Origin of the sequence: Neobacillus thermocopriae, from assembly GCF_010975035.1 — a bacterium.
In the GTDB taxonomy this organism is placed as follows: Bacteria; Bacillota; Bacilli; order Bacillales; family Cytobacillaceae; genus Neobacillus; species Neobacillus thermocopriae.
Map to the genome: position 1 here is coordinate 1 of NZ_JAAIUV010000003.1, position 24466 is coordinate 24466.

Genomic DNA, 24466 nt, shown 5'->3' on the forward strand with positions numbered 1-24466 from the left:
CAAAAATGGTATAATAATTGACCCCGTAGGGGTCAAATTAAAGTTAATATAGACCAAAAATTGCTTAAAATTTGAAAAGGCATTTCGAATTAAGTTTATTCGGAATGCCTTTTGTCTACAATCTGAAATAATCCGACTTTTTGTCGGATTATTTTTTTAGTATGTTGGCTAAGAAGACACCTTTTGAGGAATTATAATATTGTTTATTTTCCGAAGCTTAAGTTCCCTTATTATTGAAGCGGCGAATAGATTCATGTAGAATGGACTTGTTGTAAACGTTTAATTTACATAGGAGGGGTTAGAGATGGTACAACCTTACAAGCATGAGCCGTTTACAGATTTTACAGTTGAAGAGAACCGTCAAGCTTATCTTCAAGGGTTAAAAACAGTAGAAGGATATTTAGGTCAAGAATATCCGCTTATTATTGGCGGTGAGAAAATTACCACCGAGGAAAAAATTATTTCCTATAATCCAGCAAATAAAGAAGAAGTAATCGGCCGCGTATCGAAAGCAAATAAGGAATTAGCAGAAAAAGCAATGCAAGCGGCTGTTGAGGCATTTAAAACTTGGAAAAAAACAAAGGCAGAGTTTCGTGCGGATGTGCTTTTTAAAGCAGCAACGATTATTCGCCGTCGTAAGCATGAGTTTTCTGCTCTTTTAACAAAGGAAGCAGGTAAACCATGGAAAGAGGCAGATGCTGACACTGCGGAAGCAATTGATTTCCTTGAATATTATGGCCGTCAAATGCTTGCTCTAAAAGATGGAGTACCTGTAAATAGTCGTCCAAATGAATTTAACCGCTATCATTATATTCCATTAGGAGTAGGTATCATCATTTCTCCATGGAACTTCCCACTAGCGATTATGGCAGGTACGACTGTTGCTGCAATTGTAACTGGTAACACAGTATTATTAAAACCTGCTTCCACTACTCCGGTTATAGCAGCGAAGTTTGTTGAGGTAATGGAAGAAGCCGGTCTTCCTAAAGGGGTATTAAACTTCGTTCCAGGAAGCGGTGCAGAAGTGGGCGATTATTTAGTTGACCATAAGGATACTCGTTTCATTAGCTTTACCGGTTCACGTGATGTAGGACTTCGCATTTTTGAACGTTCTTCAAAAATTAATCCAGGACAAATCTGGATGAAGCGATTAATTGCTGAAATGGGCGGTAAGGACACCATTGTCGTAGACTCCGAAGCTGATCTTGAACTAGCAGCACAATCAATCGTTGCATCTGCATTTGGATTCTCTGGACAAAAATGCTCTGCTTGCTCACGTGCTGTTATTGTTGAAGATGTGTATGATCAAGTATTGAACCGTGTGGTTGAATTAACCAACCAGTTAACTGTTGGTGATCCAACAGAACAAGGTACTTTCATGGGACCTGTTATTGATCAAAACGCCTTCAATAAAATTATGGAATATATTGAAATTGGTAAGAGTGAAGGTAAGTTAATGACTGGTGGTGAAGGAGACGATTCCAAAGGGTACTTCATTAAACCAACTGTGTTTGCTGACCTAGATCCGAAAGCACGAATTATGCAGGAAGAAATCTTCGGACCAGTAGTAGGCTTCACTAAGGCGAAGGACTTTGATGAGGCTATTGAAATTGCAAATAACACTGAATATGGCTTAACTGGTGCTGTTATTACTAAAAACCGTGCTCATATCGAAAAGGCTCGTGAAGACTTCCATGTTGGAAACCTTTACTTCAATCGTGGCTGTACAGGTGCTATTGTGGGCTATCAGCCTTTCGGCGGCTTTAACATGTCTGGAACCGACTCAAAAGCTGGAGGCCCAGACTATCTATTACTACACATGCAAGCTAAAACAACATCTGAAATGTTCTAATGATAAGCGAACCTCTTCCCTCATTGTGGGAAGGGGTTTTTTTATTGATTTTATTTTGTCGTGCTCTGTGAGTGCTGATGAACTTCATTGGAGCCGTGATGGACAAAACATAAAAAGATAAAAGCAAGGAATCTATTAACGTAGTTATGAAGTCCAAAATGGCTATAGAATGAATACAAACTATCAATCATGGCAATTTCTCATGATGTATATACAGCTGAATGAAGTTTTGACAATAATGTGAAAATGTTCACAAATAATCTTAACTTGTGATGAACTTCACAATATATTCATTGGTTCTCACCTTACAATAAAACTAAAAAAATATAGGGAGCGACCTAAGATGAAAAAATTGGTGATGATAGGCAACGGAATGGCAGGGGTTAGGACCATTGAAGAAATTTTAAAGCTGGAGCCCGAACAATTTGAGATTACCATTTTTGGAGAAGAACCGTATCCAAACTATAATCGAATCAAATTATCCAATATTCTTCAAGGAGATGTCCATTTTGATGATATAATCATCAATCCATTAGAATGGTATAAAGACAATAATATTCAATTATATACGGGTGAAGCAGTTGTCAAAATTGATACAAAGGCAAGGAAGGTACTTAGTGATCAAGGCCGTGAAGTCCAATATGATGAATTAATTATCGCAACAGGATCAAAGGCTATTATTCTACCAATTCCAGGGGCAAATAAACAAGGTGTTACTGGTTTTCGTGATATAAAAGATTGTGAATTGATGATCAAATTAGCCAAACAATATAAAAAAGCAGCCGTCATAGGGGGAGGACTTCTCGGCCTTGAAGCCGCAAGAGGACTCTTAAATCTTGGCATGAAAGTAGATGTGGTCCATCTAATGCCTCATTTAATGGAAAGACAGTTAGATCGTGTTTCAGCATCCATGCTGAAAGAAGAACTGGAAGCCCAGGGCATGAATTTTTTAATGGAAAAAGAAACGGTGGAAATTTTGGGAGATGAGCGCGTAATTGGTCTCCGTTTTAAAGATGGTTCCCAAATAGAGGCTGACCTTGTAGTGATGGCTCTAGGAATTAGGCCTAATACAGAAGTGGCAAAAAATAGCGGAGTTTATGTCAACCGAGGAATCGTTGTGAACGACTATATGGAAACGAATGTCCCTCATGTTTATGCAGTTGGTGAGTGTGCAGAACATCGTGAAATTGTTTATGGGTTGGTAGCGCCCTTATATGAACAAGCAAAGGTACTTGCAAACCATATCTGTGGCAGAGAAACGGAGCCGTACAAAGGATCAGTTACAGGTACTCAGTTAAAAGTAGCTGGGGTAGACCTTTTTTCTGCAGGAGAAATACATGAAGACACCACGACAAAATCAATTATGGTACACAACGAGTATGAGGGAATTTATAAAAAAGTGTTAATAAGGAATAACCGAATTGTCGGGATTGTTCTTTACGGCGATACAAAGGACAGTACTAGACTGTTCCGAATGCTGACCAAACAAGAAGATATTAGCGGTATGACAAGTGTTTCTATTTTGCAATCGGAGTGTAGTGGAGCGATCAATGATGGTGATGATGTTGCCTCCATGCCAGATGATGAATTAATTTGCGGATGTAATGGTGTTACGAAAGGAGTCATTGTTGAATCAATAAAAACCAAAGGTCTTACAACATTGGATCAAGTTAGCCAGTGCACAAATGCCGGCCGCTCTTGTGGACGTTGTAAACCATTAGTTGCAAGCATTCTCTCTCATACTTTAGGTAATCAATTTAACGAAAAAGCTGCCTCTAAAACTAGTATTTGCGGTTGTACCACTTTAAGCCGTGAAGAGGTAATAGAAGAAATCAAAACAAAGGGCTTAACAAGTGTGAAAGAAGTGATGAATGTCCTAGAGTGGAATAATGAGGAAGGCTGCACCAAATGTCGTCCTGCCATTAATTACTATCTGGGCATGATTTACATGGATCATGGTATGGATGATCGTGATTCCCGTTTAGTTAACGAAAAAATGCATGCCAACGTCCAAAAGGATGGAACTTACTCTGTTGTTCCAAGAATGTACGGCGGTGTCACGACAGCCAAAGATTTGAAAAAAATTGCCGAAGTGGCTGAAAAATATCATGTTCCATTGGTAAAGCTAACCGGCGGTCAGCGCATCGGTTTGTTCGGTGTGAAAAAAGAAGACTTGCCAAGCATTTGGAAAGACCTTGATATGCCGTCAGGATATGCCTATGGAAAAACACTACGCACTGTAAAAACCTGTGTTGGCTCCCAGTTTTGCCGTTACGGTACACAGGATTCCATGGCACTTGGCATCGAGCTTGAAAAGAAATTTGAACGGCTTGATACACCTCATAAGGTGAAAATGGGTGTATCTGCTTGTCCACGAAATTGTTCCGAAGCAGGAATTAAAGATATTGGATTTGTTGGAATTGACGGTGGCTGGGAGATCTATGTCGGGGGAAATGGTGGGGTTGACCTTCGCCCTGCAGATCTGTTATGCACCGTGAAGACTAAGGAAGAAGTAATGGAAATCACAGGTGCCTATCTTCAATATTACCGTGAAACAGCGAATTATCTAGAGAGGACTTCTAAATGGCTGGAGCGTATAGGCTTAAAGCATGTGCAAGAAGTATTGGCCGATAAGGAAATGCGCCAAGCCTTAAACGAACGACTTGATAAAACGTTGAAAAAATATGTGGATCCATGGAACGAAGCCATTCAAAGTAAAGAAATTCAAGATAAGTACTATATGACACACATAATCAAGGTCGGGGAGTGATTCCAAAATGATAAAAACCATAAGACGAATTCCAGTTGCCCATTATTCCAATCTAAAAGCAAGAACAGGTTATTCCATTAGATTAGATGACAAAGAAATTGCTTTATTTAAAGTATCTAATGGACGGGTCTATGCGCTGGAAAACCGCAGTCCTCATCCGAAGGGTGGTGTTCTGTCAGAGGGACTTGTCAGCGGGGAGTACGTATACTGCCCTGTCTATGATTGGAAAATTTCACTAGTAGACGGTAAGGTGCAGGAGCCAGATAATGGACAGGTAAGAACTTATAAAATAGAAATAGAAAAGGATGTTGTTTTTATCGTATTATAGAAGGAAAAAAGGAAGGATGCTGCAGGATGGGAACAGGAAAAGTCTATTTAGTAGGAGCTGGGCCAGGGGATATTGGATTAATCACAGTAAAAGGGCTGGAAGCAATCAAACAAGCTGAAGTAATCTTGTATGATCGGCTAGCCAATCCAAAACTATTGGAATTTGTTCCGGCGGATTGCGAGTTAATCTACTGCGGTAAACTGCCGGAACGCCATATTTTACGCCAGGAAAATATCAATGACCTATTGGTGAAAAAAGCCCAGGAAGGAAAAATGGTTGTCCGCCTCAAAGGTGGTGACCCTGGAGTGTTTGGACGGGTTGGAGAAGAAGCAGAAGCACTTGCCAAGCATCAGATTCCATTTGAAATCGTTCCTGGCATTACATCGGGAATCGCTGCCCCACTTTATGCAGGGATCCCGGTAACCCATCGGGAGCATGCTGAATCCTTTGCGGTGATCACCGCTCATGATAAATCTGAGGATGGCAAGCCTGTCTTAAATTGGGATAGTCTTGCCCGAGGTATTGATACCATTGCTTTTTATATGGGGGTAAGGAATTTACCGTTCATTTGTGAAAATCTCATTGCTTATGGAAAACCATCAAACACACCAGTCATTTTAATTCAATGGGGAACGTTCGGCCGGCAGAAAACGTTGCAAGGAACTTTAGCTGATATTTCAGATAAGGTGAAGGAAGCCAAGTTTAGTAATCCGGCGATTATCTTGGTTGGCCCAGTTATTTCGCTTCGGGAAAAAATGAAGTGGTTTGAAAATAAGCCACTCTATGGCAGACAAATCATACTTGCCCGTACAAGTGAGAGCCCAAGCGATTTGGCGAAGGAGTTGGCTGCACAAGGAGCAGATGTCATTGAATTTCCAAAATGGAAAAGAATCACTCTTCCAGTAAATCCAGAAATCTTAGCTAAGATAGACAGTTATGATCAAATATTGTTTACTTCGCCTGAAAGTGTTGATGAGTTTTTTAACATTCTATACGAAAACCAATTCGATATACGCCGAATACGTGCGGAACTATTCGGTGTTTCCAACAAATCTCTCAAAGCCTTAAGGGAAAGAGGGTTTATTCCACTTCCAGCCGATGAAATGTCTGTGATGGGGAAACGGCTAGTTGTTTGTGACACCCAATGGGAGAAGGATGAAAATGCGGATGTATGGCTGACAAGTGAAAAAGTATTGGATTCACAATTCTTTCCAATTTTTCGAAGAATATTTGATGATGCCGTGATCAATACCGTTGTTTTTCCTAATAGTGCCTCAGTCGAGCCTTTTATGAGAGGGTTAAGAGAATGTGGCATTCATTTGATGGAAAATGTACAAATTGTCTCTATGGGCAAAAAGACGATGAATGCTGTAATGAAGCAAGGGCTTCCTGTAAGTGAAATGCCGAAACAAGCGACAAAGGAAGCATTGGTAGAATTATTAGCCTCAAAGCCGATTGGAATCATGTAATTGAGGGTGGCGTATGAATTCCTATTATCCAATAATGATAAAACTTGAAGGAAAAAAAGTAGTGGTGATAGGCGGAGGAAAAGTAGCGGAACGAAAGGTAATTGGTCTTTTGGAAACCGGGGCACAAATCATTCTTGTTACTCCTGAGGCGACACCTGAATTACAAAGAATTACTCAAGAGGAACAAATCACTTGGTATAAGAGGGATTTTTTGGAAACGGACCTTAAGGGAGCTTTTATGATTTATGCGGCAACCAACGATTCTCAATTAAATCAACATATAAAGAATGTAGCACAGCCTCATCAACTTGTTACCATTGTGGATGATCCGAAGAATAGTGACTTTCATGTTCCCGCCCGCCTGCAGCGTGGTAAGTTAACGATTGCTGTTTCAACGAGCGGTGCCAACCCGACACTAGCAAAGAAAATTTGTAAACAGCTAGAACAGCAGTTTGATGAAAAATATGAGGATTATTTGGAATTTCTTTTTTTAAAACGGCAATGGATTTTAAAAGAAATTAAAGAACCTATATTAAGAAGAAAGCTTCTGACAGCCATGGCAGCAGAGGAATTTATGAATAATGATGACTTAGAGGAAGCATTTTGGCGGCTATATAAACAGATTTGTAAAGCAGATACCTAAAAATGGGTATCTGCTTTTTTATATACAAAAACTCTACTACAACTTTGACAAAAACAAAAATAGGGACATTTTTCTTATTTTTCTAAAAATATTCAGAAAAGTAGTTCCAATTTTGGGAAGTGTGTTATATAATACAAAACAAGAATAATAACTGTATTATAACAAATAAGGCAAGAACTTTTAGAGTGTAAAGTAGCAGGGGCATAGTTTAGGATGATTTGGCTGTATATTTGCAGAGTTTATTAACTCTACAACATAAAAAATGAATTTTATTATAGGGAGGATTTTACAATGAAAGATGTAAGAGTAGCTGAATTAAAAGAAAGTTGGGAAATGGATGCTCGCTGGAAGGGGATTACACGGCCTTATTCTGCAGAAGATGTGATTAAGCTTCGCGGTTCAATTGACATTGAATATACATTGGCTAAAAGAGGAGCAGAAAAGCTTTGGAAGCTAATCAACGAGGAAGATTATGTAAATGCGCTTGGGGCATTAACTGGTAATCAAGCAGTTCAGCAGGTTAAAGCGGGTCTTAAAGCTATTTACTTAAGTGGTTGGCAAGTAGCTGCAGATGCAAACTTATCTGGACATATGTATCCAGATCAAAGTTTGTATCCAGCGAATAGTGTGCCTGCTGTTGTGAAACGAATTAACCAAGCACTACAGCGTGCCGACCAAATCCATCATGCGGAAGGAGATCATTCCATTGATTGGTTTGCTCCGATTGTGGCCGATGCAGAAGCCGGCTTTGGCGGACAATTGAATTGTTTTGAATTAATGAAAGGGATGATTGAAGCAGGAGCTGCCGGTGTCCACTTTGAAGACCAGCTGTCTTCTGAAAAAAAATGCGGTCACTTAGGAGGAAAAGTATTGCTTCCGACACAAACCGCGGTACGGAACTTAATTGCTGCACGTTTGGCTGCCGACGTCATGGGTGTTCCTACGGTACTGATTGCCCGTACCGATGCGAACGCAGCAGATTTAATTACTAGTGATATCGATGAAAACGATGCGCCATTTATTACCGGTGAACGCACTCCTGAAGGTTTCTTCCGTACAAGGGCAGGTCTTGACCAAGCCATCAGCCGCGGGTTGGCTTACGCGCCATATGCAGATCTTATCTGGTGTGAGACTTCTGAACCTAATCTGGAAGAAGCTCGCCGCTTTGCAGAAGCAATCCATGAGAAGTTCCCTGGTAAACTATTAGCATATAACTGCTCTCCTTCCTTCAATTGGAAGAAGAAATTAGATGATGAAACAATTGCCAATTTCCAACAAGAGCTTGGTAAAATGGGTTACAAGTTCCAATTCGTTACACTGGCTGGCTTCCATGCGCTTAACCATAGTATGTTTGAATTGGCTCGAGGCTATAGGGATCGTGGTATGGCTGCATACTCCGAATTGCAGCAAGCTGAATTTGCAAGTGAAATGTATGGTTACACAGCCACTCGTCATCAGCGCGAGGTAGGAACGGGTTACTTCGACCAGGTGTCTATGGTCATCTCTGGAGGAACATCTTCAACCACTGCGTTGAAAGGTTCTACAGAAGTTGAGCAGTTTACGAGTGCAAAATAATAAGTTTTTTACATTAAGAACCATTCTTTGAATTGGTCCAATTCTAAAATTTGAATATGGGGAAAACGAAGGGAGTAACTACCTTCTAAAAAGGTAATTGCTCCCTTTTTCTATAGAGTATTCAATCGTTACGTTTATAGCTTGACTTGGAGCTTCTTTGATTTTCATTTATCCACTAAGGGAAGATCTAATTACTCCACTTCATTTATCTTTCTGAAATTTCCACTATTGCCTGCAATTCAATCTCCACATTTCCTTTTACAGCCCGGCTGATCATACAGGAAGTTTCAGCTTTTCTGGCCAGCTTGTGAACCATCGCTCGATCTTCTTCAGAAGCATTCGCTGGTAAAACGACACGTGGCCGATGGATGATTTTTTTATATGTTATGACTCCTCGGGTAACATCAACAATACCTTCCGACTCCATGGTTAAGCTTTCCTTCATGAGACCGCTACGTTCCATCATCGCAGCCAGCGTGATGATGTAGCAGGTGGCAGCCGCCCCAAGCAACATTTCATCGGGATTAGTCCCAATTCCTGGGCCATCCATTTCAGGCGGAATGGAGACTTTTGTTTTTAAATTTCCAGTTTCAATATCCCCCACATCATTCCGAAGACCTGGCCAATTGGCTTTTAAAAAAAATCGATGTTCAGCCATCCTTTTACCTCCAAAAAGTGATATATTGTTAGGAGCAGACAGTATTTGGTTAACACGATACGATCAAGTTAATTAAGAATAATGGAGTAACAAAGATGAAAATACTTAGAAAACTATTTTGGTTCATCATCCTTTGTGTGTATCTAGCTGTCCTTACAAAGCTAGTACTATTTAAATATATTCCGATATCCCAAATTATTTATCATCTTGATTTTACCTACAACGAATACCATTGGCGCTCAAATAATTTTGTCCCTTTCAAGACCATTTATTTTTATTTGTTTTTAGCTGATATCAACTTGAATATACGAATCGAGAACCTGGCAGGGAATGTGATTGGATTTGCTCCTTTTGGATTTATCTTACCAATGATGGCGCAGAGATTTCAAAAACTAGGCAAAGTGGTCATGGCAACTTTTTGTTTAAGCTTATCTTTTGAGGTACTTCAGCTCCTGTTTGAATTAGGTAGCTTTGATGTCGATGATTTAATTTTAAACACTTTTGGGGGGATGCTAGGATATATTCTTTTTAAAATGAAGCAACCTAAAACTAAACGGCATAAGAAGCGTTATAAGAAAACAAAGTTGGTAAGTTAATAGAGTGACATATGTGGTGTTTCTTTTAAAAATCTACAAACTCTATCCATACTGAAAGGGTAATCATTGCGGTGAAGCAAAAAAGTTTGGTATCATCAATATTAAAATGAAAAGATTCGGAGGGAAAGAACATGTCGCGAATTTCACTTGACCAAGTGAAGCATGTTGCCAATTTGGCTCGTCTTGCGATCACCGAAGAAGAGGCAGAAAAGTTTACTAAACAGCTAGATGAGATCATTACTTTTGCAGAACAGTTAAATGAACTGGATACTGAAAATGTAAAACCTACATACCATGTAATCGATATGAAAAATGTATTACGCGAAGACATTCCAAAGCCTGGACTTCCACGTGAAGAAGTCTTAAAAAATGCACCAGACCATCAAGATGGGCAATTTAAAGTGCCATCTATATTAGGGGAGTAGGAGGATTACAAGGTGAGTTTATTTGACCATAAAGTTTCAGATCTTCATGAACTTTTACATAAAAAAGAATTAAAAGTTTCTGACCTTGTCGATGAAGCCTATAAGCGAATCAATCAAGTGGAGGACAAGGTTCAAGCATTTTTAACCATTGATGAAGAACGTGCACGCCAAACAGCAAAGGTTCTTGATGAAAAACTAGACTCTACTAAAGGTATACTTTATGGGATGCCAATTGGTGTAAAAGACAATATTGTAACAAAAGGGCTTCGGACTACTTGTGCCAGCAAAATGCTTGAAAATTTTGATCCAATTTATGATGCTACGGTTGTTCAGAAACTGCAGCAGGCAGAAACCGTGACAATTGGTAAATTAAATATGGACGAGTTTGCGATGGGTTCATCAAATGAAAACTCAAGATTCCAAAAAACCCGTAATCCTTGGAATCTGGACAGAGTACCAGGTGGTTCTTCCGGCGGTTCCGCAGCAGCTGTTGCGGCTGGAGAAGTACTTTTTTCACTTGGTTCTGATACAGGCGGTTCCATTCGTCAGCCTGCTGCTTTTTGCGGTGTTGTTGGAATGAAACCAACCTATGGCCGGGTATCTCGGTTCGGGCTTGTGGCGTTTGCGTCTTCCCTTGACCAAATTGGACCGATTACAAGAACAGTTGAGGATAATGCGTACTTGCTCCAGGCTATTTCTGGTCTTGACCCGATGGACTCTACTTCAGCCGATGTTCAAGTCCCTAACTTTGCTGCAGCGTTAACCGGAGATGTGAAAGGATTAAAAATTGCCGTACCAAAAGAATACCTTGGCGAAGGCGTAAATGAAACGGTTCGTCAGTCCGTTCTAGATGCATTAAAGGTTCTAGAAAGTCTTGGCGCTGTTTGGGAAGAGGTATCTCTGCCTCACTCCAAGTATGCTCTTGCTACCTATTATTTACTGTCCTCATCTGAAGCTTCAGCAAACCTTGCCCGCTTTGATGGCGTCCGCTACGGCTATCGGACTCCAAATGCAGACAATTTATTGGATTTATATAAAAATACAAGGGCAGAAGGCTTTGGAGAAGAAGTGAAGCGTCGAATCATGCTTGGAACATTTGCCTTAAGCTCAGGCTATTATGATGCTTATTATAAAAAGGCACAAAAGGTTCGAACCCTGATTAAACAGGATTTTGAGAATATTTTTGAAAAATATGATGTCATCATTGGTCCAACAACACCAACACCTGCATTTAAAATTGGTGAAAAAATTGATGACCCGATGACTATGTACGTAAATGATATTTTAACCATACCTGTGAACCTAGCCGGAGTACCTGGAATCTCCGTGCCATGCGGCTTTGACCAAGGCTTGCCATTAGGTCTCCAAATTATTGGTAAGCATTTTGATGAGGCGACTATCTATCGCGTGGCTCACGCGTTTGAGCAAGCAACAGATTATCATAATCAGAAGCCGCAATTATAGGGGGGAAGAATATGGAATTTGAAACAGTGATTGGACTAGAGGTCCATGTCGAGTTAAAAACGGAATCAAAAATCTTTTCAGATAGCCCAAATCACTTTGGTGCCGAACCAAATACAAATACAAGTGTTATTGATCTAGGCTATCCGGGAGTACTTCCGGTTCTGAATAAAAAGGCAGTGGAATTCGGGATGAAGGCAGCGATGGCATTGAATTGTGAGATTGCCACTTATACCAAATTTGATCGGAAGAATTATTTTTACCCGGATAATCCAAAAGCATATCAAATTTCACAATTTGACCAACCGATTGGCCAGAATGGTTGGATTGAAATTGAAGTGGATGGATACAAGAAAAGAATTGGGATTACAAGAATTCATTTAGAAGAAGATGCTGGTAAGCTGAATCATGAAAAAGGGTATTCATTAGTAGATATTAACCGTCAGGGAACACCGTTGATTGAAATTGTTTCAGAGCCGGACATTCGAACTCCAAATGAAGCTTATGCCTATTTAGAAAAATTAAAATCCATTATTCAGTATACAGGGGTTTCTGATTGTAAAATGGAAGAGGGCTCACTTCGCTGTGATGCCAATATTTCGATTCGCCCGGTTGGACAAAAAGAATTTGGTACGAAAACTGAATTGAAAAACTTGAACTCCTTCAACTTTGTTCGCAAAGGGCTAGAGTATGAAGAAAAACGTCAGAGGGAAATTGTATCTGCAGGCGGTAAAATTGAACAAGAGACACGCCGTTTTGATGAAGCAACAGGAACAACGATATTAATGCGTGTAAAGGAAGGCTCTGATGATTACCGATACTTCCCAGAACCAGATCTGCTCGAATTATACATTGATGAAGAGTGGAAAGAGAGGGTTCGTGCGGAAATTCCAGAGCTTCCAGATGAACGGCAAAAACGCTATATTGAAGAGCTAGGGTTGCCAGTGTATGATGCAAAGGTTCTGACGGTTGTAAAAGAAACGGCAGATTTCTTTGAAGCAACAGTGAAAGCTGGGGCCGATCCGAAGCAGGCATCTAACTGGATCATGGGGGAAGTTTCTGGTTACTTGAATGCAGAAGGAAAAGAGTTGCATGAAGTGGCTTTAACACCTGAAGGACTAGCTGGCATGATTAAACTCATTGAAAATGGCACTATTTCTTCTAAAATAGCCAAGACCGTTTTTAAAGAGTTAATTGAAAACGGTGGAAATGCTGAGCAAATAGTGAAAGAAAAGGGACTTGTGCAGATATCTGATGAAGGTACTTTATTAAAGATTATCAATGAAGTCCTCGATAACAACCCAAAATCTATTGAAGATTTCAAAGGTGGAAAAGCGAAAGCAACAGGCTTCCTTGTTGGACAGGTTATGAAGGCGACTAAGGGCCAAGCCAATCCACAAATGGTTAATAAACTTTTAAACCAAGAATTGCAAAAACGTTAATTCAGATAGCCGGCAGATTTGACTGCCGGCCATTTTTGATGAACAAAGTCGAAATAATCTTCGACATCCTTCATGTGATTTCCCGGGAAAAAAACAAATTAGATTAAGGGTTTTGGCCGATTTATTCAAACGTTTGGTTAATCAGGAAATATCAAACATTATGTCGAGATATGGGGAATTTGTTAATTTTTTACATCTTTCCATATAGGCAAATAGTGATTTAATAAAGGAGAAGAAAGTCCTTTTGCTGAGGTAAAAATCTGATTTATTAAGGATTCAGTTCATCAAACGATTGATTAGTTAAGGAAAAGGCAATTCAAGATTTAATTAATCGTTTGATTAATTATGATTTTTCTAGATTTAATCAAACGTTTGATGAAAAAAATGCCTGGTTTGAATCCAGGCATTTTAATATTTGAGAATGATAGAGATGTTAGGACAAGCGCCTAAGAGGTATGACCTCTTTTCACTACGATAAGTCTATACTATTTCGCCTCTAGCTTCTATTTGGAATGCTATTGGCATTAGGCGTTGCCAGGTCGCTTGTACTTTTTTATTCTTGCTTTAACAAGCGGACACTTTCATCAAAATCTTTTTCAATTTCTTCGTTTTTCTTATAAGTAGCTAAGCTGACAATGTATGAAACGATAAGGTTAAGGGCAAATCCTGGAACGATTTCATAAAGGGTTTCTCCAAGGCCAACATTTTTCCAAACAATAACTGTAACAGCTCCGACAATCATCCCAAAAAGTGCGCCCCAGTTTGTCATCTTCTTCCAGAATAAGCTTAAAATAATAACCGGTCCGAATGCTGCACCGAAACCTGCCCATGCATAGGCTACAAGATCTAAAATTGTACTATTTTGATCTAATGCAAGCAGGGAGGCTACAACAGCAACAGTTAGGACTGCCATTCTTCCTAAGAAAACAAGATGTTTGTCGGAAGCATTTTTGTTCATGACGACTTTGTATAAATCTTCAACCAGCGCACTAGAGGTTACAATTAGCTGTGAAGAAATGGTACTCATGATTGCTGCAAGAATCGCAGCTAAAGCAAATCCAGCGAAAAGTGGATGGAATAGAATTTGACTTAATTCAATAAAGACTGCCTCAGGATTCTCCAATACAACTTGTGGATTTTGCTTAAAATAAGCGATACCGATAAATCCAGTAAAAATAGTACCAATTAAAGAGAAAATCATCCAGCCCATACCGATACGGCGAGCGCTTTTTGTTTCTTTAACTGTTGTAATCGCCATAAAACGAACGATAATATGTGGCTGACCAAAATAGCCAAGGCCCCAAGCCATTGCCGAAATAATTCCTAAAACCGTTGTTCCTTTAAAGAAGTCAAGCAGTGTTGGGTCAACCGCACGAATTGTATCAAATGTTTCTGCTGGTCCACCTGTAGCAAAAACTCCAAGTGTTGGAACGAGAAGAAGGGCAATTAGCATCATTAATCCTTGGATAAAGTCGGTATAACTTACCGCCAAGAATCCGCCAAATAAGGTGTAGCCAATTGTAACGCCCGCAACGATTAATAGCCCTGTAAGGTAGCTTGTACCAAAGGAGCTCTCAAAAAAGACGGCACCAGAAACAATTCCTGATGAAACATAGAAAGTAAAGAAAATAAGGATAACAATTCCTGATACAATACGAAGTAGTTTTGTTTGGTCTTTAAATCGATTTTCAAGATAGCTTGGTATGGTAATTGAATCATTGGCAACCTGGGTATAGGTGCGTAGACGTGGAGCAACTAGTAACCAGTTTAAATAGGCACCAATCGTTAATCCAATGGCAATCCAGGCATCAGCTAAACCGGTTACATAAATTCCACCAGGCAAACCCATTAGCAACCAGCCACTCATATCAGCAGCTCCCGCACTTAAAGCGGTTACAGCAGGTCCCAAAGAACGACCACCAAGCATATAGTCAGTCAAGTTGCTTGTTTTTCTATATGCATACCAACCAATTAAAAGCATACCTACTAAATAGATTCCAATTGAAATTAGCTGTAATGTTTCGTTAGACATAATGTTCCCCCTTTGTTCTTTTTTGAAAATATTTAGAATAATAATTTTGGTGCATAAATATTCTAACAAATATAATAATCTTTTTTCTACTGGCAATTTATTGTTTTTTTTAAATAGAATAAAATCTTCGCGATATAATAAATAATGTGAAATTAAGGGGTTTTTTATGCACTGCCAATATAATAGCCAAAAAAAATAGCCCAAGGCAATATATGCCCAGGGTCATTTATTACATCTTCATTCCACCATTTTTAGGTGGTATACGGTCATTAATTAAATTTTTATCATTGATTTTTGGCTCTACACCAAGGATGAAATTCCGGATATTGGAGCGATGGAGAAAAATTAATAAGAAAAAGAATAAAAGAAAGACTATCTCAAATTCTAGTTTTTCTGAAAAGAAATCATAAATGACCATACTAAGCCCAACGGAAATAGAACCGAAAAAGACGTACTTCGTTAAGTAAATTACGAGGAAAAATGAGACGTAAGCAATGATGAATAAGTGAATGTTTGCCACTAAAAGTGCACCTGCAGTGGTGGCAATTGCTTTCCCCCCTCTAAAACGAGCAAAAATAGGAAAGCAGTGGCCGATAACAGCAGCTAGTCCAAAATACAATGGTTCGGCATTTAATTGGAAATAAAGAGGAAGAAAAGCTGCTAATGCTCCTTTACCTAGGTCAACCAAAAGGACGAAGATTGCCGATTTCTTCCCAAAAACTCTTAATGTATTGGTCGCCCCTGGATTTTTGCTGCCATGATCCCGGATATCGACTCCAAAAATGAGCTTGCCAACTAATAATGCAGTTGGAAAGCTTCCCATCAAATAAGAAGCAATAAGCAGCAACCAGAACATTAGCATCCGTCCTTTAATAATGATTTCTTCTATTCTATCATAAAGTAAGTAGCTGCAAGTTGGAAATCTTTGTATGTCCCATGTGAGATTAGAATAGGGAGAGCAAAACACATCGTGGATGAAAAACTCGGAGTTGAACAAAATATTTAATATAGTGAAAAAAGCAAACAGGTATTGGCAGCGGGTGGTAGGCACCGCGCTAATTTTTTGCAAAAAACGTAAACAGTTGTATTATAATATAGGGATGTTCTCCGAAAAATATGTCACTCTATTTGTAACGTATTATTTGAGTTGGTAGAATATAGAAGAAATATGGATATTAGATATTGATAATAGGATGATGATGATGAAAAGAGCAAGATTGATTTACAATCCTACCTCTGGGCGTGAATTAATTCGTCGCCACCTTCCAGATATTTTGGAAAAATTAGAGAAGGCTGGATATGAGGCATCTTGTCATGCAACAACGGGCGCTGGTGATGCGACGTTAGCTGCACGGATTGCGGTGGAACGGAAGTATGATGTCGTCATTGCTGCCGGTGGGGATGGAACGATTAATGAAGTTGTAAATGGCCTGGCAGAGCAGGAATATCGCCCAAAGCTTGGAATAATTCCGGCAGGAACAACTAATGACTTTGCTCGTGCTCTACACATACCAAGGGATATAAATGCTGCTGTGGATATCATTACAAGAGGAGAATTAATTCCTGTAGATATTGGGCGCATCAATGATAAATATTTTATTAATATTGCCGGCGGTGGAAGAATTACGGAGCTTACATATGAAGTGCCTAGCAAGTTAAAAACAATGCTTGGTCAGTTGGCTTATTATTTAAAAGGAATGGAAATGCTTCCTTCCATTAAAGCATCCGATCTTCGTATTGAATATGATGGAAAGTTGTTCGAAGGGGAAGCTATGATGTTCCTTGTTGGTCTGACCAATTCCATCGGTGGGTTTGAAAAATTAGCGCCAGACGCATCCATCAATGATGGATTATTCTCCTTGTTGATTTTAAAGAAAGTTAATCTAGCTGAGTTTATTAGGATTGCCACATTAGCCGTACGAGGGGAACATGTCAATGATCCTAATGTAATTTATACGAAAGCCAACAGGATAAAAGTCCATTCCGAGGAAAAAGTGCAGTTAAATTTAGATGGTGAATTTGGCGGTCTGCTTCCGGCCGAGTTTGAGAACCTGTATCGTCACTTAGAAGTATTTGTGCCGCTGGATGATATCCGTCCAAATGATCGTCCAACGGATTGGGAACCTGGAAAAAGATACAGTTAAGTTTAAAAGTTCGCTCCTTTAAAAGGAGCGAATTTTTTTGTGAAAAAAAGTTATTCGGTTTCACATCTCTTTGTTTTTCTTTTATCTGAGTTGGAGAAAACTATGATATCCGTCTCTAATCAGGGTGTTTCGCTTTCTGCTCTAAAAGGAATAAAATAGGGCATTTCGTTAAAAAGTGGTTAAAGGGTAGGTTTTAATGATTATTTGGGGTATAATGGGGGAAAGCTGTATTAGTGCCGATGGAGGATAATGATGAAACACATATATCAAGATGATAGTTTTACTCTGCATACAGATCTTTACCAGATTAATATGACAGAGACATATTGGAGAGATGGCATCCATAATAAACGGGCGGTGTTTGAATTATTTTTCCGGAAGCTACCGTTTGGTAATGGTTATGCTGTATTTGCTGGTTTAGAAAAAGTTATCCAATTCATTCAAAACTTTCGGTTCACTGAGGAAGATATAAAATATTTGAAAAATGAAGTCGGATATGAGGACGATTTTTTAAATTATCTTAAAGATTTGCGCTTTACAGGAAACATCCGTGCGATGAAAGAAGGCGAGATTGTTTTCGCCAATGAACCTATACTGCGTGTTGATGCTCCTTTGGCTGAAGCACAACTGATTGAGACTGCTTTACTTAATATTGTGAATTATCAAACATTAATAGCCACGAAAGCAGCACGCATTAAGCATGTGGTTGGCGATGAAGTGGCTATGGAATTTGGGACAAGACGGGCCCAAGAAATGGATGCTGCTATTTGGGGAACACGTGCGGCGTATCTTGCAGGTTTTGAAGCGACTAGTAATGTTAGAGCAGGAAAAATTTTTGGGATTCCTGTCGCTGGTACTCATGCCCATGCGATGGTTCAAGCCTATAAAGATGAATACGAAGCTTTTCGCAAATATGCAGAAACCCATAAAGACTGTGTATTCCTCGTAGATACATATGATACACTCCGTCTGGGGGTTCCTAACGCCATTAAAGTAGCAAAAGAAATGGGAGACAAAATTAATTTTGTTGGTATCCGGCTAGATAGTGGTGACTTAGCTTACTTATCCAAAGAGGCTCGAAAAATGTTGGATGAGGCTGGTTTTAAGGATGCAAAAATTTTTGCTTCCAGTGATTTGGATGAATATACCATAATAAACTTGAAGGCCCAAGGTGCCAAAATTGATAGCTGGGGTATCGGAACGAAACTGATTACGGCTTATGACCAAGCTGCCTTAGGGGCTGTTTACAAAATTGTTGCCATTGAAAACGAAAAAGGGGAGTTAGAGGATACGATTAAAATTTCCTCTAATCCAGAAAAAGTAACGACTCCTGGGTTAAAGAAAGTCTATCGGATCATAAATAATAAAAACCATCATGCTGAGGGAGATTATATTGCGTTAGAGGATGAAATTCTTCCAGAAAAACGCTTAAGAATGTTCCACCCTACACATACTTATTTAAATAAAATAGTGACAAACTTTACTGCCAAAGAGCTTCATGTTGATATTTTTAATGACGGTAAGTTGGTATATGAGATTCCTACTTTGGAAGAGTCTCGGAATTATTTGAAGGAAAATTTGGATGCCCTTTGGGACGAATATAAACGGACGATGAATCCGGAATTTTATCCTGTTGATCTCAGTCAAAAATGTTGGGATAACAAGATGAAGAATATTGAAGAAGTGAAAGAAAAAGTTTCAGCAATGAAAGAATAAGCTTATAAAAGAGCGCAAAGCATTTAGCTTTGCGCTCTTGTTCGTAGATTAAGTTATTCTTGTTTAAAATAATCGATGAAGGCTTGGAAAATCTCAATCCCTTGATAAGTAAGAATACTCGCCGCTGAAAGTGAAAAAAAGGTAATCATTAAATAGCGAATCCACATTATTGATCTCCTCCCTTACTATTTTTGTTTTAATTTTGGGGAGGAAAGATCACATAATTGGATTGATGAAAAACCGGGATAAGAAAAGAATCCTTTCGGATGAAATAAACAGCAATATAAGAAAGTAAAATTCCTGCCTCTAAAATGTTTAGAGATAGAACATGAAGGTATGTGAAAGTGAAGGGCTGTTTCTTTTCATCGTCAGGATGCTCTTTCTCCACCCAGTCGCCGATAAGGATGACGGCTTTGCTTTCAAAATGCGGTTGTTTGAGCACCTTTGTATTGTGTAAGAAAGTAAAGGCTAAGAAGGCAAGGAGTAAGGCGATGGAGAAGTTTTTAGTCATCTTCATCTATATTCACTCCTTTCCATCCGATTGTTTTTATCATATACATTATATTTATATTTGAAAAGGAAAATGATCTGACAAATTTTTTAGAAGTAAGCTGTTTTCGCATTCGGTAGTGCTTTATGATACAATCTTGCTAGCAAAATGGAGTAAAGGAAGAAGTGTATGAGCAGAACATTGCCTGTAAATAAAAATGATTATATAGATGTCGAATTTACGGATTTAACCCATGATGGGATGGGGGTAGCAAAGTATGAGGGATATCCTATCTTCGTGTCCAATGGGTTACCTGGCGAAAAAGCGAAGGTAAAGGTAATTAAGACTGGTAAGAGTTATGGGGTTGGCCGATTAATTGAGCTATATGAAAGAAGTCCATATCGTGTTGATATCTCCCGCGATGAAAAGCATAAATACGGAGGTTGTCAGCTTGAGCACCTCAATTATAAAGGTCAGCTTAAATACAAAGAAAACCAAGTACGTCAAGTGCTTAGTCGAATTGGGAAGCTGGAGGATGTCGTCATACATCCAATTTTAGGAATGGAGGAGCCATTATATTACCGAAACAAAGCACAGGTTCCTGTGGGTGAAAAAGATGGTAAATTGATTGCCGGATTTTTTAAACCTAGAAGCCATGAAATTGTGGATACGGATGAAAGTGTTATTCAGCTACCAGAAGTGAATGAAGCCATTCAGGTGGTGAAGGAGATTTGTAGAGAGCTTCGTATTCCTGCCTACAATGAAGAGGCGCATAAAGGTGTTCTTCGTCATATTATGGCTAGGTATGGGAAACAAACGGGTGAGCTGATGGTAGTCCTAATCACAAGAACGGAGGAGATTCCAAATAAAAACAGGCTAGTAAAGGAAATCGTTGCTCGTTTGCCAAAGGTGAAATCGATTGTACATAATGTGAATGCCAAGCGGACTAATGTGATTTTAGGGGAAAAGACGAAGGTGTTGTGGGGCAACGATGTCATTTATGACTATATTGGTGATGTGAAATTTGCGATCTCTACTTTGTCTTTTTATCAAGTAAATCCCGTGCAGACAAAGGTGCTTTATGAAAAGGCCCTCGAGTATGCGGACTTAAGCGGGGAGGAGAACGTGATTGATGCCTACTGCGGCATTGGAACTATTTCCTTATTTTTAGCACAAAAGGCGCGAAAAGTCTTTGGGGTGGAAGTCGTAAAGGAAGCCATTGAAGATGCAAGGAAAAATGCCGCATTAAATGGTATGACGAATGTGGAGTTTGCTGTTGGTGAAGCTGAAGTTGTCATTCCAAAATGGTATAAAGAAGGAAATACAGCTGATGTTTTAGTTGTAGATCCTCCACGCAAAGGCTGTGATGCTGCATTATTGCAGACCATTATTGATATGAAACCGAAAAAGGTAGTGTATGTTAGCTGCAACCCAGCAACCTTGGCTCGGGATTTAAGAATTTTGGAAGATGGTGGTTACAAAACCATGGAAGTTCAGCCAGTGGACATGTTTCCGATGACGACACATGTTGAGTGTGTTGCGCAGCTGATTATAAAGTAAAATAATGAGGCAAGATAAGGTTTTTATCTTGTCTCTATTTAATTTTAGGAGTGGAAAATCGATAAAAATCATTGGTGAACTACTGCTCATTCCTCATAATTTCACTTTCTAGAAAAGATATCGTACAAGATTCAAGCAGGGAATAGGCAACCAGAAGTCCAATTTAATATATGATTGTCACCAAGTTAAAAGTAAAAAAGGTAGATATGGTAAATAAGAGAGTTGGGTAGGTGATTACAAATGCTATATTTACGGTAGGTATTTTAAGTTTCTGATGGAATTAGGTTAAATATACTTCGATTTTGAGATGATTCATTAATAAAACAATATAGCCAATTTAATTGCGGAACGAATACAAAGAGCTTAACAAATTTATCCCACTCTTAACGTGCAGTAAAACCCCATTGATAGAGGTTTCACTTGATTGAAGAAGTAAAATTTAAAAATATAGAAATGAGTTGTTTAGACATGAATACAGTAGAATATAAGCTCAAAGAGAATTGGTTTAAGAATATTATTCTCTTTTTAAGTAGTCAAACGATATCACTTTTTGGATCGGCAGTCATTCAATATGCCTTGATGTGGCATATAACTTTAATGACGGAATCCGGTAAGATGATGACGTTGTATATTATTTGTGGTTTTATTCCAACCTTTCTTTTATCTCCAGTTGCAGGAGTTTGGGCGGATCGTTATAACCGTAAAATGCTGATTATTTTAGCAGATGGAATGATCGCAATTGCCACTTTAATTCTTGCGATTCTCTTCTTAATGGGATATGACGCAATCTGGCTGCTTTTTGTTATGGCAGCGGTTCGTGCTTTTGGAACGGGAATTCAAACGCCTGCTGTTGGTGCAATATTACCGCAGATTGTTCCCAAGGATAAACTGACGAAGGTAAACGGAGCCAATGGAAGTATTCAAGCTGTTATCATGTTTGTATCCCCAATGGTTAGTGCAGCACTACTAGGATTAACCTCAATTGAAGTGATATTTTTTATGGATGTAATTACAGCAGCCATTGCAATTTTCACTTTACTAGTTTTCTTAAAAGTTCCTTTACATGAGAAGGCAACAGAAAAACAAACAACAAGCTACTTTAGTGATTTTAAACAAGGATTACAATATGTGAATAACCATAGTTTTCTAAAGGAATTTTTCTTATTCTTTGCTGTATTTTTTGTATTAATGGCACCCGCTGCATTTTTGACTCCGCTTCAGGTTACACGCAGTTTTGGTGGTGGTGAGTGGAAATTAGCAGCAATTGAATGTGCCTTCTCCATTGGAATGATGGTAGGAGGAGTAATTATCGGTACATGGGGTGGCTTCGAAAATAAAATTAAAACATTAGGATTCGCAAGTCTAATAATGGGTATATGCACAGTTGCACTTGGAATTGTTCCAGTCTTTTGGATTTATCTTTCCTTCATGGCTTTATTCGGAGTCGCTATGCCCATTTTTAATACACCAGCAAACGTATTGTTGCAGGAAAAAGTGGAAGATGATTATTTAGGTAGGGTTTTTGGAGTTATGGGAATGATTTCAACCTCCATGATGCCAATTGGAATGTTAATATTCGGCCCCATTGCAGATTTTATCAAAATTGAATGGCTGCTTTTGGGAACGGGAATATTCACGATCATACTAGCCATTTTTCTATGGCAAAATAAGACTTTAATTGAAGCGGGAAAACCATTATTGAAAGAAGTTTAGTATAAGATTTTTTATTCAATCAAGCTAATAAGAGATGCTTTTATCTATAATGCTAAACTTCTAATGTCCGGAAATTGACCTTATGTTTTATCTAATTTGGAGTGAACGAAAAGTAATCAAATAAAAAGGAAGTCCGTGAATCCCACGGCTTCCCTTTTTCATATGGAATTTGATTTTTTACAATGAAGGCTAAAAAAGCTACAAATGTAATTGAAAACGAATGGAGCATTTTTTGTATGAAACGAGTATATGAACAATTATTCATTTAGCTTTTTAATCCAATAAGGTCGTGTAGGGCCCATCATTTCTGGATATAAATACATATAGTAAAGATTCGTATTTGTATTACTTACTTGAATAAGACCTTCGTAATTACTAGGAATAATAAAATATTCATATCCTTTTTCTTGATTATAGAAGTCGCTTTTTTCAAAAAAAGATAAGTATAAATTGTGATAATCGTTTTTAGCCGCCTCTGAAAATAACTCTTTTTGTCTTATTTTTTCCAAATCAACATTTTTTAGTTTGATGGTATTGTTTTTACCTTCCGATATTAGAATATTATATTTTCCTTGTTTTACTAAGAAATCATTTTTCCAGTTAATATAAACACCGTTATTTTTTTCTTCTACATGTAATGCATCTGAATGGAGTGGGAGAGAATAATAGATTATTCCTACTCCTACGCATAAAATGAAGGTTAATATACTTAATGTATAGAACAATGCCTTTTTTGTTTTAAAACTGAAAAATAGGAACACGATGAATAAAATAATGGAAACCATTCCTATGATAAATATATAATCTCTATTCATAATACCTCCAAAGAGAGTGCACTTTAATGATGGTGGTTGTGTTTGGCTGATTCTTTTTCTAATTCTTTTACAGCTTCTGTTCCCACTGGTAAAACGACCGTCTCCTGTATATGCTCTTTTTCATTTACTAAACAATGAATAGTCACATTCCAAATTCCTTCTTCCAATTTTCCTTTAAATTGATGTGTTCCATTTGTATTTTCTATATTTTTGGTGAAGTGGATATCTTTTTCTAACAAATCAAATTGTAAACTTACCTTTGAGTGTTGAATGACCTTGTTTTGATTATCAAGAATTTGAATGTTTAAAGTGCCTTCTTGATTAGGTTGGATCACTTCAGGTTTGGTTGTAATATCAATGGTAAAATCCTTAATTTGGTTTTTATCTACTTGCCCAAAAACTTCAGTATAGGAATCTATTTTTGTATTTTCATTTAGAGTATAAATATAGTCTATGTCCCAAATTCCTTCCATAGGTAAATCAATCTTTGCTGTATAATAGTTTTTTTCTTTATTTAAATCAATTCCTTCAATATTATGATCCATATTTTTCATTTTCAAATTCATTTTTATTTGTAGGTTTTCTTCATTAACTAAGTTTTCAGGAATTTCAATTTTAGTTGTTAAAGTTCCATCTTTATATAAATGAACTGCATTTAAACTATTTAACTGTTGAGCAGTTTTTTCTTGATGATTCATTTGGTTACAAGCATTCAAAATAAAAAAACAAGTAATGAATAGTAACAAAGAAATAGATTTTTTCATATGGTAGTCTATC

General features: G+C 38.2%; 20 protein-coding genes. 14 read left to right on the forward strand and 6 right to left on the reverse strand.

From position 1 onward, the window contains the following. The first annotated feature begins 304 nt into the window (after positions 1-304). The 6 genes from pruA (at position 305) to aceA (ending at position 8637) form a co-directional block, all read left to right on the forward strand. On the forward strand, positions 305-1852 hold the full coding sequence (gene pruA / locus G4Z05_RS02610; protein ID WP_163250335.1) for an L-glutamate gamma-semialdehyde dehydrogenase: 1548 nt from the start codon (positions 305-307) through the stop codon (positions 1850-1852). A gap of 343 nt (positions 1853-2195) precedes the next feature. Continuing rightward, complete coding sequence (gene nirB, locus G4Z05_RS02615; RefSeq protein WP_163250336.1) at positions 2196-4622, forward strand: nitrite reductase large subunit NirB; 2427 nt, start codon at positions 2196-2198, stop codon at positions 4620-4622. 7 nt (positions 4623-4629) lie between these two features. Then, a complete protein-coding gene (nirD, locus tag G4Z05_RS02620; protein WP_163250337.1) occupies positions 4630-4950 on the forward strand; it encodes a nitrite reductase small subunit NirD in 321 nt (106 codons plus the stop codon). Between the two features lie 26 nt (positions 4951-4976). Continuing rightward, positions 4977-6419: a uroporphyrinogen-III C-methyltransferase gene (cobA, locus tag G4Z05_RS02625; protein ID WP_163250338.1), complete on the forward strand. Its 1443-nt coding sequence runs from the start codon at positions 4977-4979 to the stop codon at positions 6417-6419. 13 nt (positions 6420-6432) lie between these two features. After that, entirely contained in the window at positions 6433-7062 is a 630-nt protein-coding gene (locus G4Z05_RS02630; RefSeq protein WP_163250339.1) for an NAD(P)-binding protein, read from the forward strand. Between the two features lie 291 nt (positions 7063-7353). Continuing rightward, positions 7354-8637 carry an isocitrate lyase gene (aceA, locus tag G4Z05_RS02635; protein ID WP_163250340.1) on the forward strand — a complete coding sequence of 428 codons (1284 nt, stop codon included), beginning with the start codon at positions 7354-7356 and terminating at the stop codon, positions 8635-8637. Between the two features lie 205 nt (positions 8638-8842). Here the strand turns inward: aceA and G4Z05_RS02640 are convergent, their stop codons facing one another. After that, entirely contained in the window at positions 8843-9295 is a 453-nt protein-coding gene (locus G4Z05_RS02640; protein ID WP_163250341.1) for an OsmC family protein, read from the reverse strand. 95 nt (positions 9296-9390) lie between these two features. On the opposite strand from G4Z05_RS02640, the gene G4Z05_RS02645 reads away from it, so the two are divergent. From G4Z05_RS02645 to gatB, 4 genes are all read left to right on the forward strand, one after another. Continuing rightward, on the forward strand, positions 9391-9891 hold the full coding sequence (locus G4Z05_RS02645; RefSeq protein WP_163250342.1) for a VanZ family protein: 501 nt from the start codon (positions 9391-9393) through the stop codon (positions 9889-9891). Between the two features lie 131 nt (positions 9892-10022). Then, the gene (gatC, locus tag G4Z05_RS02650; protein WP_163250343.1) at positions 10023-10316 is read left to right on the forward strand and encodes an Asp-tRNA(Asn)/Glu-tRNA(Gln) amidotransferase subunit GatC; all 294 of its coding nucleotides are present in this window, start codon (positions 10023-10025) and stop codon (positions 10314-10316) included. Positions 10317-10328: 12 nt separating this feature from the next. Continuing rightward, positions 10329-11780, forward strand: coding sequence for an Asp-tRNA(Asn)/Glu-tRNA(Gln) amidotransferase subunit GatA (gatA, locus tag G4Z05_RS02655; protein WP_163250344.1), 1452 nt, complete (start codon positions 10329-10331; stop codon positions 11778-11780). An 11-nt stretch (positions 11781-11791) separates the two neighbouring features. Then, entirely contained in the window at positions 11792-13219 is a 1428-nt protein-coding gene (gatB, locus tag G4Z05_RS02660) for an Asp-tRNA(Asn)/Glu-tRNA(Gln) amidotransferase subunit GatB (protein WP_038538909.1), read from the forward strand. Positions 13220-13772: 553 nt separating this feature from the next. Here gatB and putP read toward each other — a convergent pair. Both putP and plsY read right to left on the reverse strand, forming a co-directional pair. Then, positions 13773-15251 (reverse strand): sodium/proline symporter PutP, encoded by a 1479-nt coding sequence (putP, locus tag G4Z05_RS02665; RefSeq protein WP_163250345.1) that lies wholly within the window; start codon positions 15249-15251, stop codon positions 13773-13775. Positions 15252-15480: 229 nt separating this feature from the next. Further along, positions 15481-16107 (reverse strand): glycerol-3-phosphate 1-O-acyltransferase PlsY, encoded by a 627-nt coding sequence (gene plsY / locus G4Z05_RS02670; protein WP_163250346.1) that lies wholly within the window; start codon positions 16105-16107, stop codon positions 15481-15483. Between the two features lie 346 nt (positions 16108-16453). Here plsY and G4Z05_RS02675 point away from each other — a divergent pair, with 346 nt between their 5' ends. Next, positions 16454-17395 carry a diacylglycerol kinase gene (locus tag G4Z05_RS02675; protein ID WP_163250347.1) on the forward strand — a complete coding sequence of 314 codons (942 nt, stop codon included), beginning with the start codon at positions 16454-16456 and terminating at the stop codon, positions 17393-17395. A 252-nt stretch (positions 17396-17647) separates the two neighbouring features. After that, complete coding sequence (locus tag G4Z05_RS02680) at positions 17648-19111, forward strand: nicotinate phosphoribosyltransferase (protein ID WP_163250348.1); 1464 nt, start codon at positions 17648-17650, stop codon at positions 19109-19111. 196 nt (positions 19112-19307) lie between these two features. Here the strand turns inward: G4Z05_RS02680 and G4Z05_RS02685 are convergent, their stop codons facing one another. Next, positions 19308-19628, reverse strand: a complete 321-nt coding sequence (locus G4Z05_RS02685) for a hypothetical protein (protein WP_163250349.1) — start codon at positions 19626-19628, stop codon at positions 19308-19310. A gap of 162 nt (positions 19629-19790) precedes the next feature. Between G4Z05_RS02685 and rlmD the strand changes: the two genes are divergently transcribed. Both rlmD and G4Z05_RS02695 read left to right on the forward strand, forming a co-directional pair. Continuing rightward, complete coding sequence (gene rlmD, locus G4Z05_RS02690; RefSeq protein ID WP_163250350.1) at positions 19791-21161, forward strand: 23S rRNA (uracil(1939)-C(5))-methyltransferase RlmD; 1371 nt, start codon at positions 19791-19793, stop codon at positions 21159-21161. 468 nt (positions 21162-21629) lie between these two features. Next, complete coding sequence (locus G4Z05_RS02695) at positions 21630-22874, forward strand: MFS transporter (RefSeq protein ID WP_163250351.1); 1245 nt, start codon at positions 21630-21632, stop codon at positions 22872-22874. A 257-nt stretch (positions 22875-23131) separates the two neighbouring features. On the opposite strand, the gene G4Z05_RS02700 is transcribed toward G4Z05_RS02695, so the two are convergent. Together G4Z05_RS02700 and G4Z05_RS02705 are read right to left on the reverse strand one after the other, a co-directional pair. Then, complete coding sequence (locus tag G4Z05_RS02700; RefSeq protein ID WP_163250352.1) at positions 23132-23689, reverse strand: hypothetical protein; 558 nt, start codon at positions 23687-23689, stop codon at positions 23132-23134. A 23-nt stretch (positions 23690-23712) separates the two neighbouring features. Continuing rightward, positions 23713-24453, reverse strand: coding sequence for a hypothetical protein (locus G4Z05_RS02705; RefSeq protein ID WP_163250353.1), 741 nt, complete (start codon positions 24451-24453; stop codon positions 23713-23715). Positions 24454-24466: the final 13 nt, after the last annotated feature.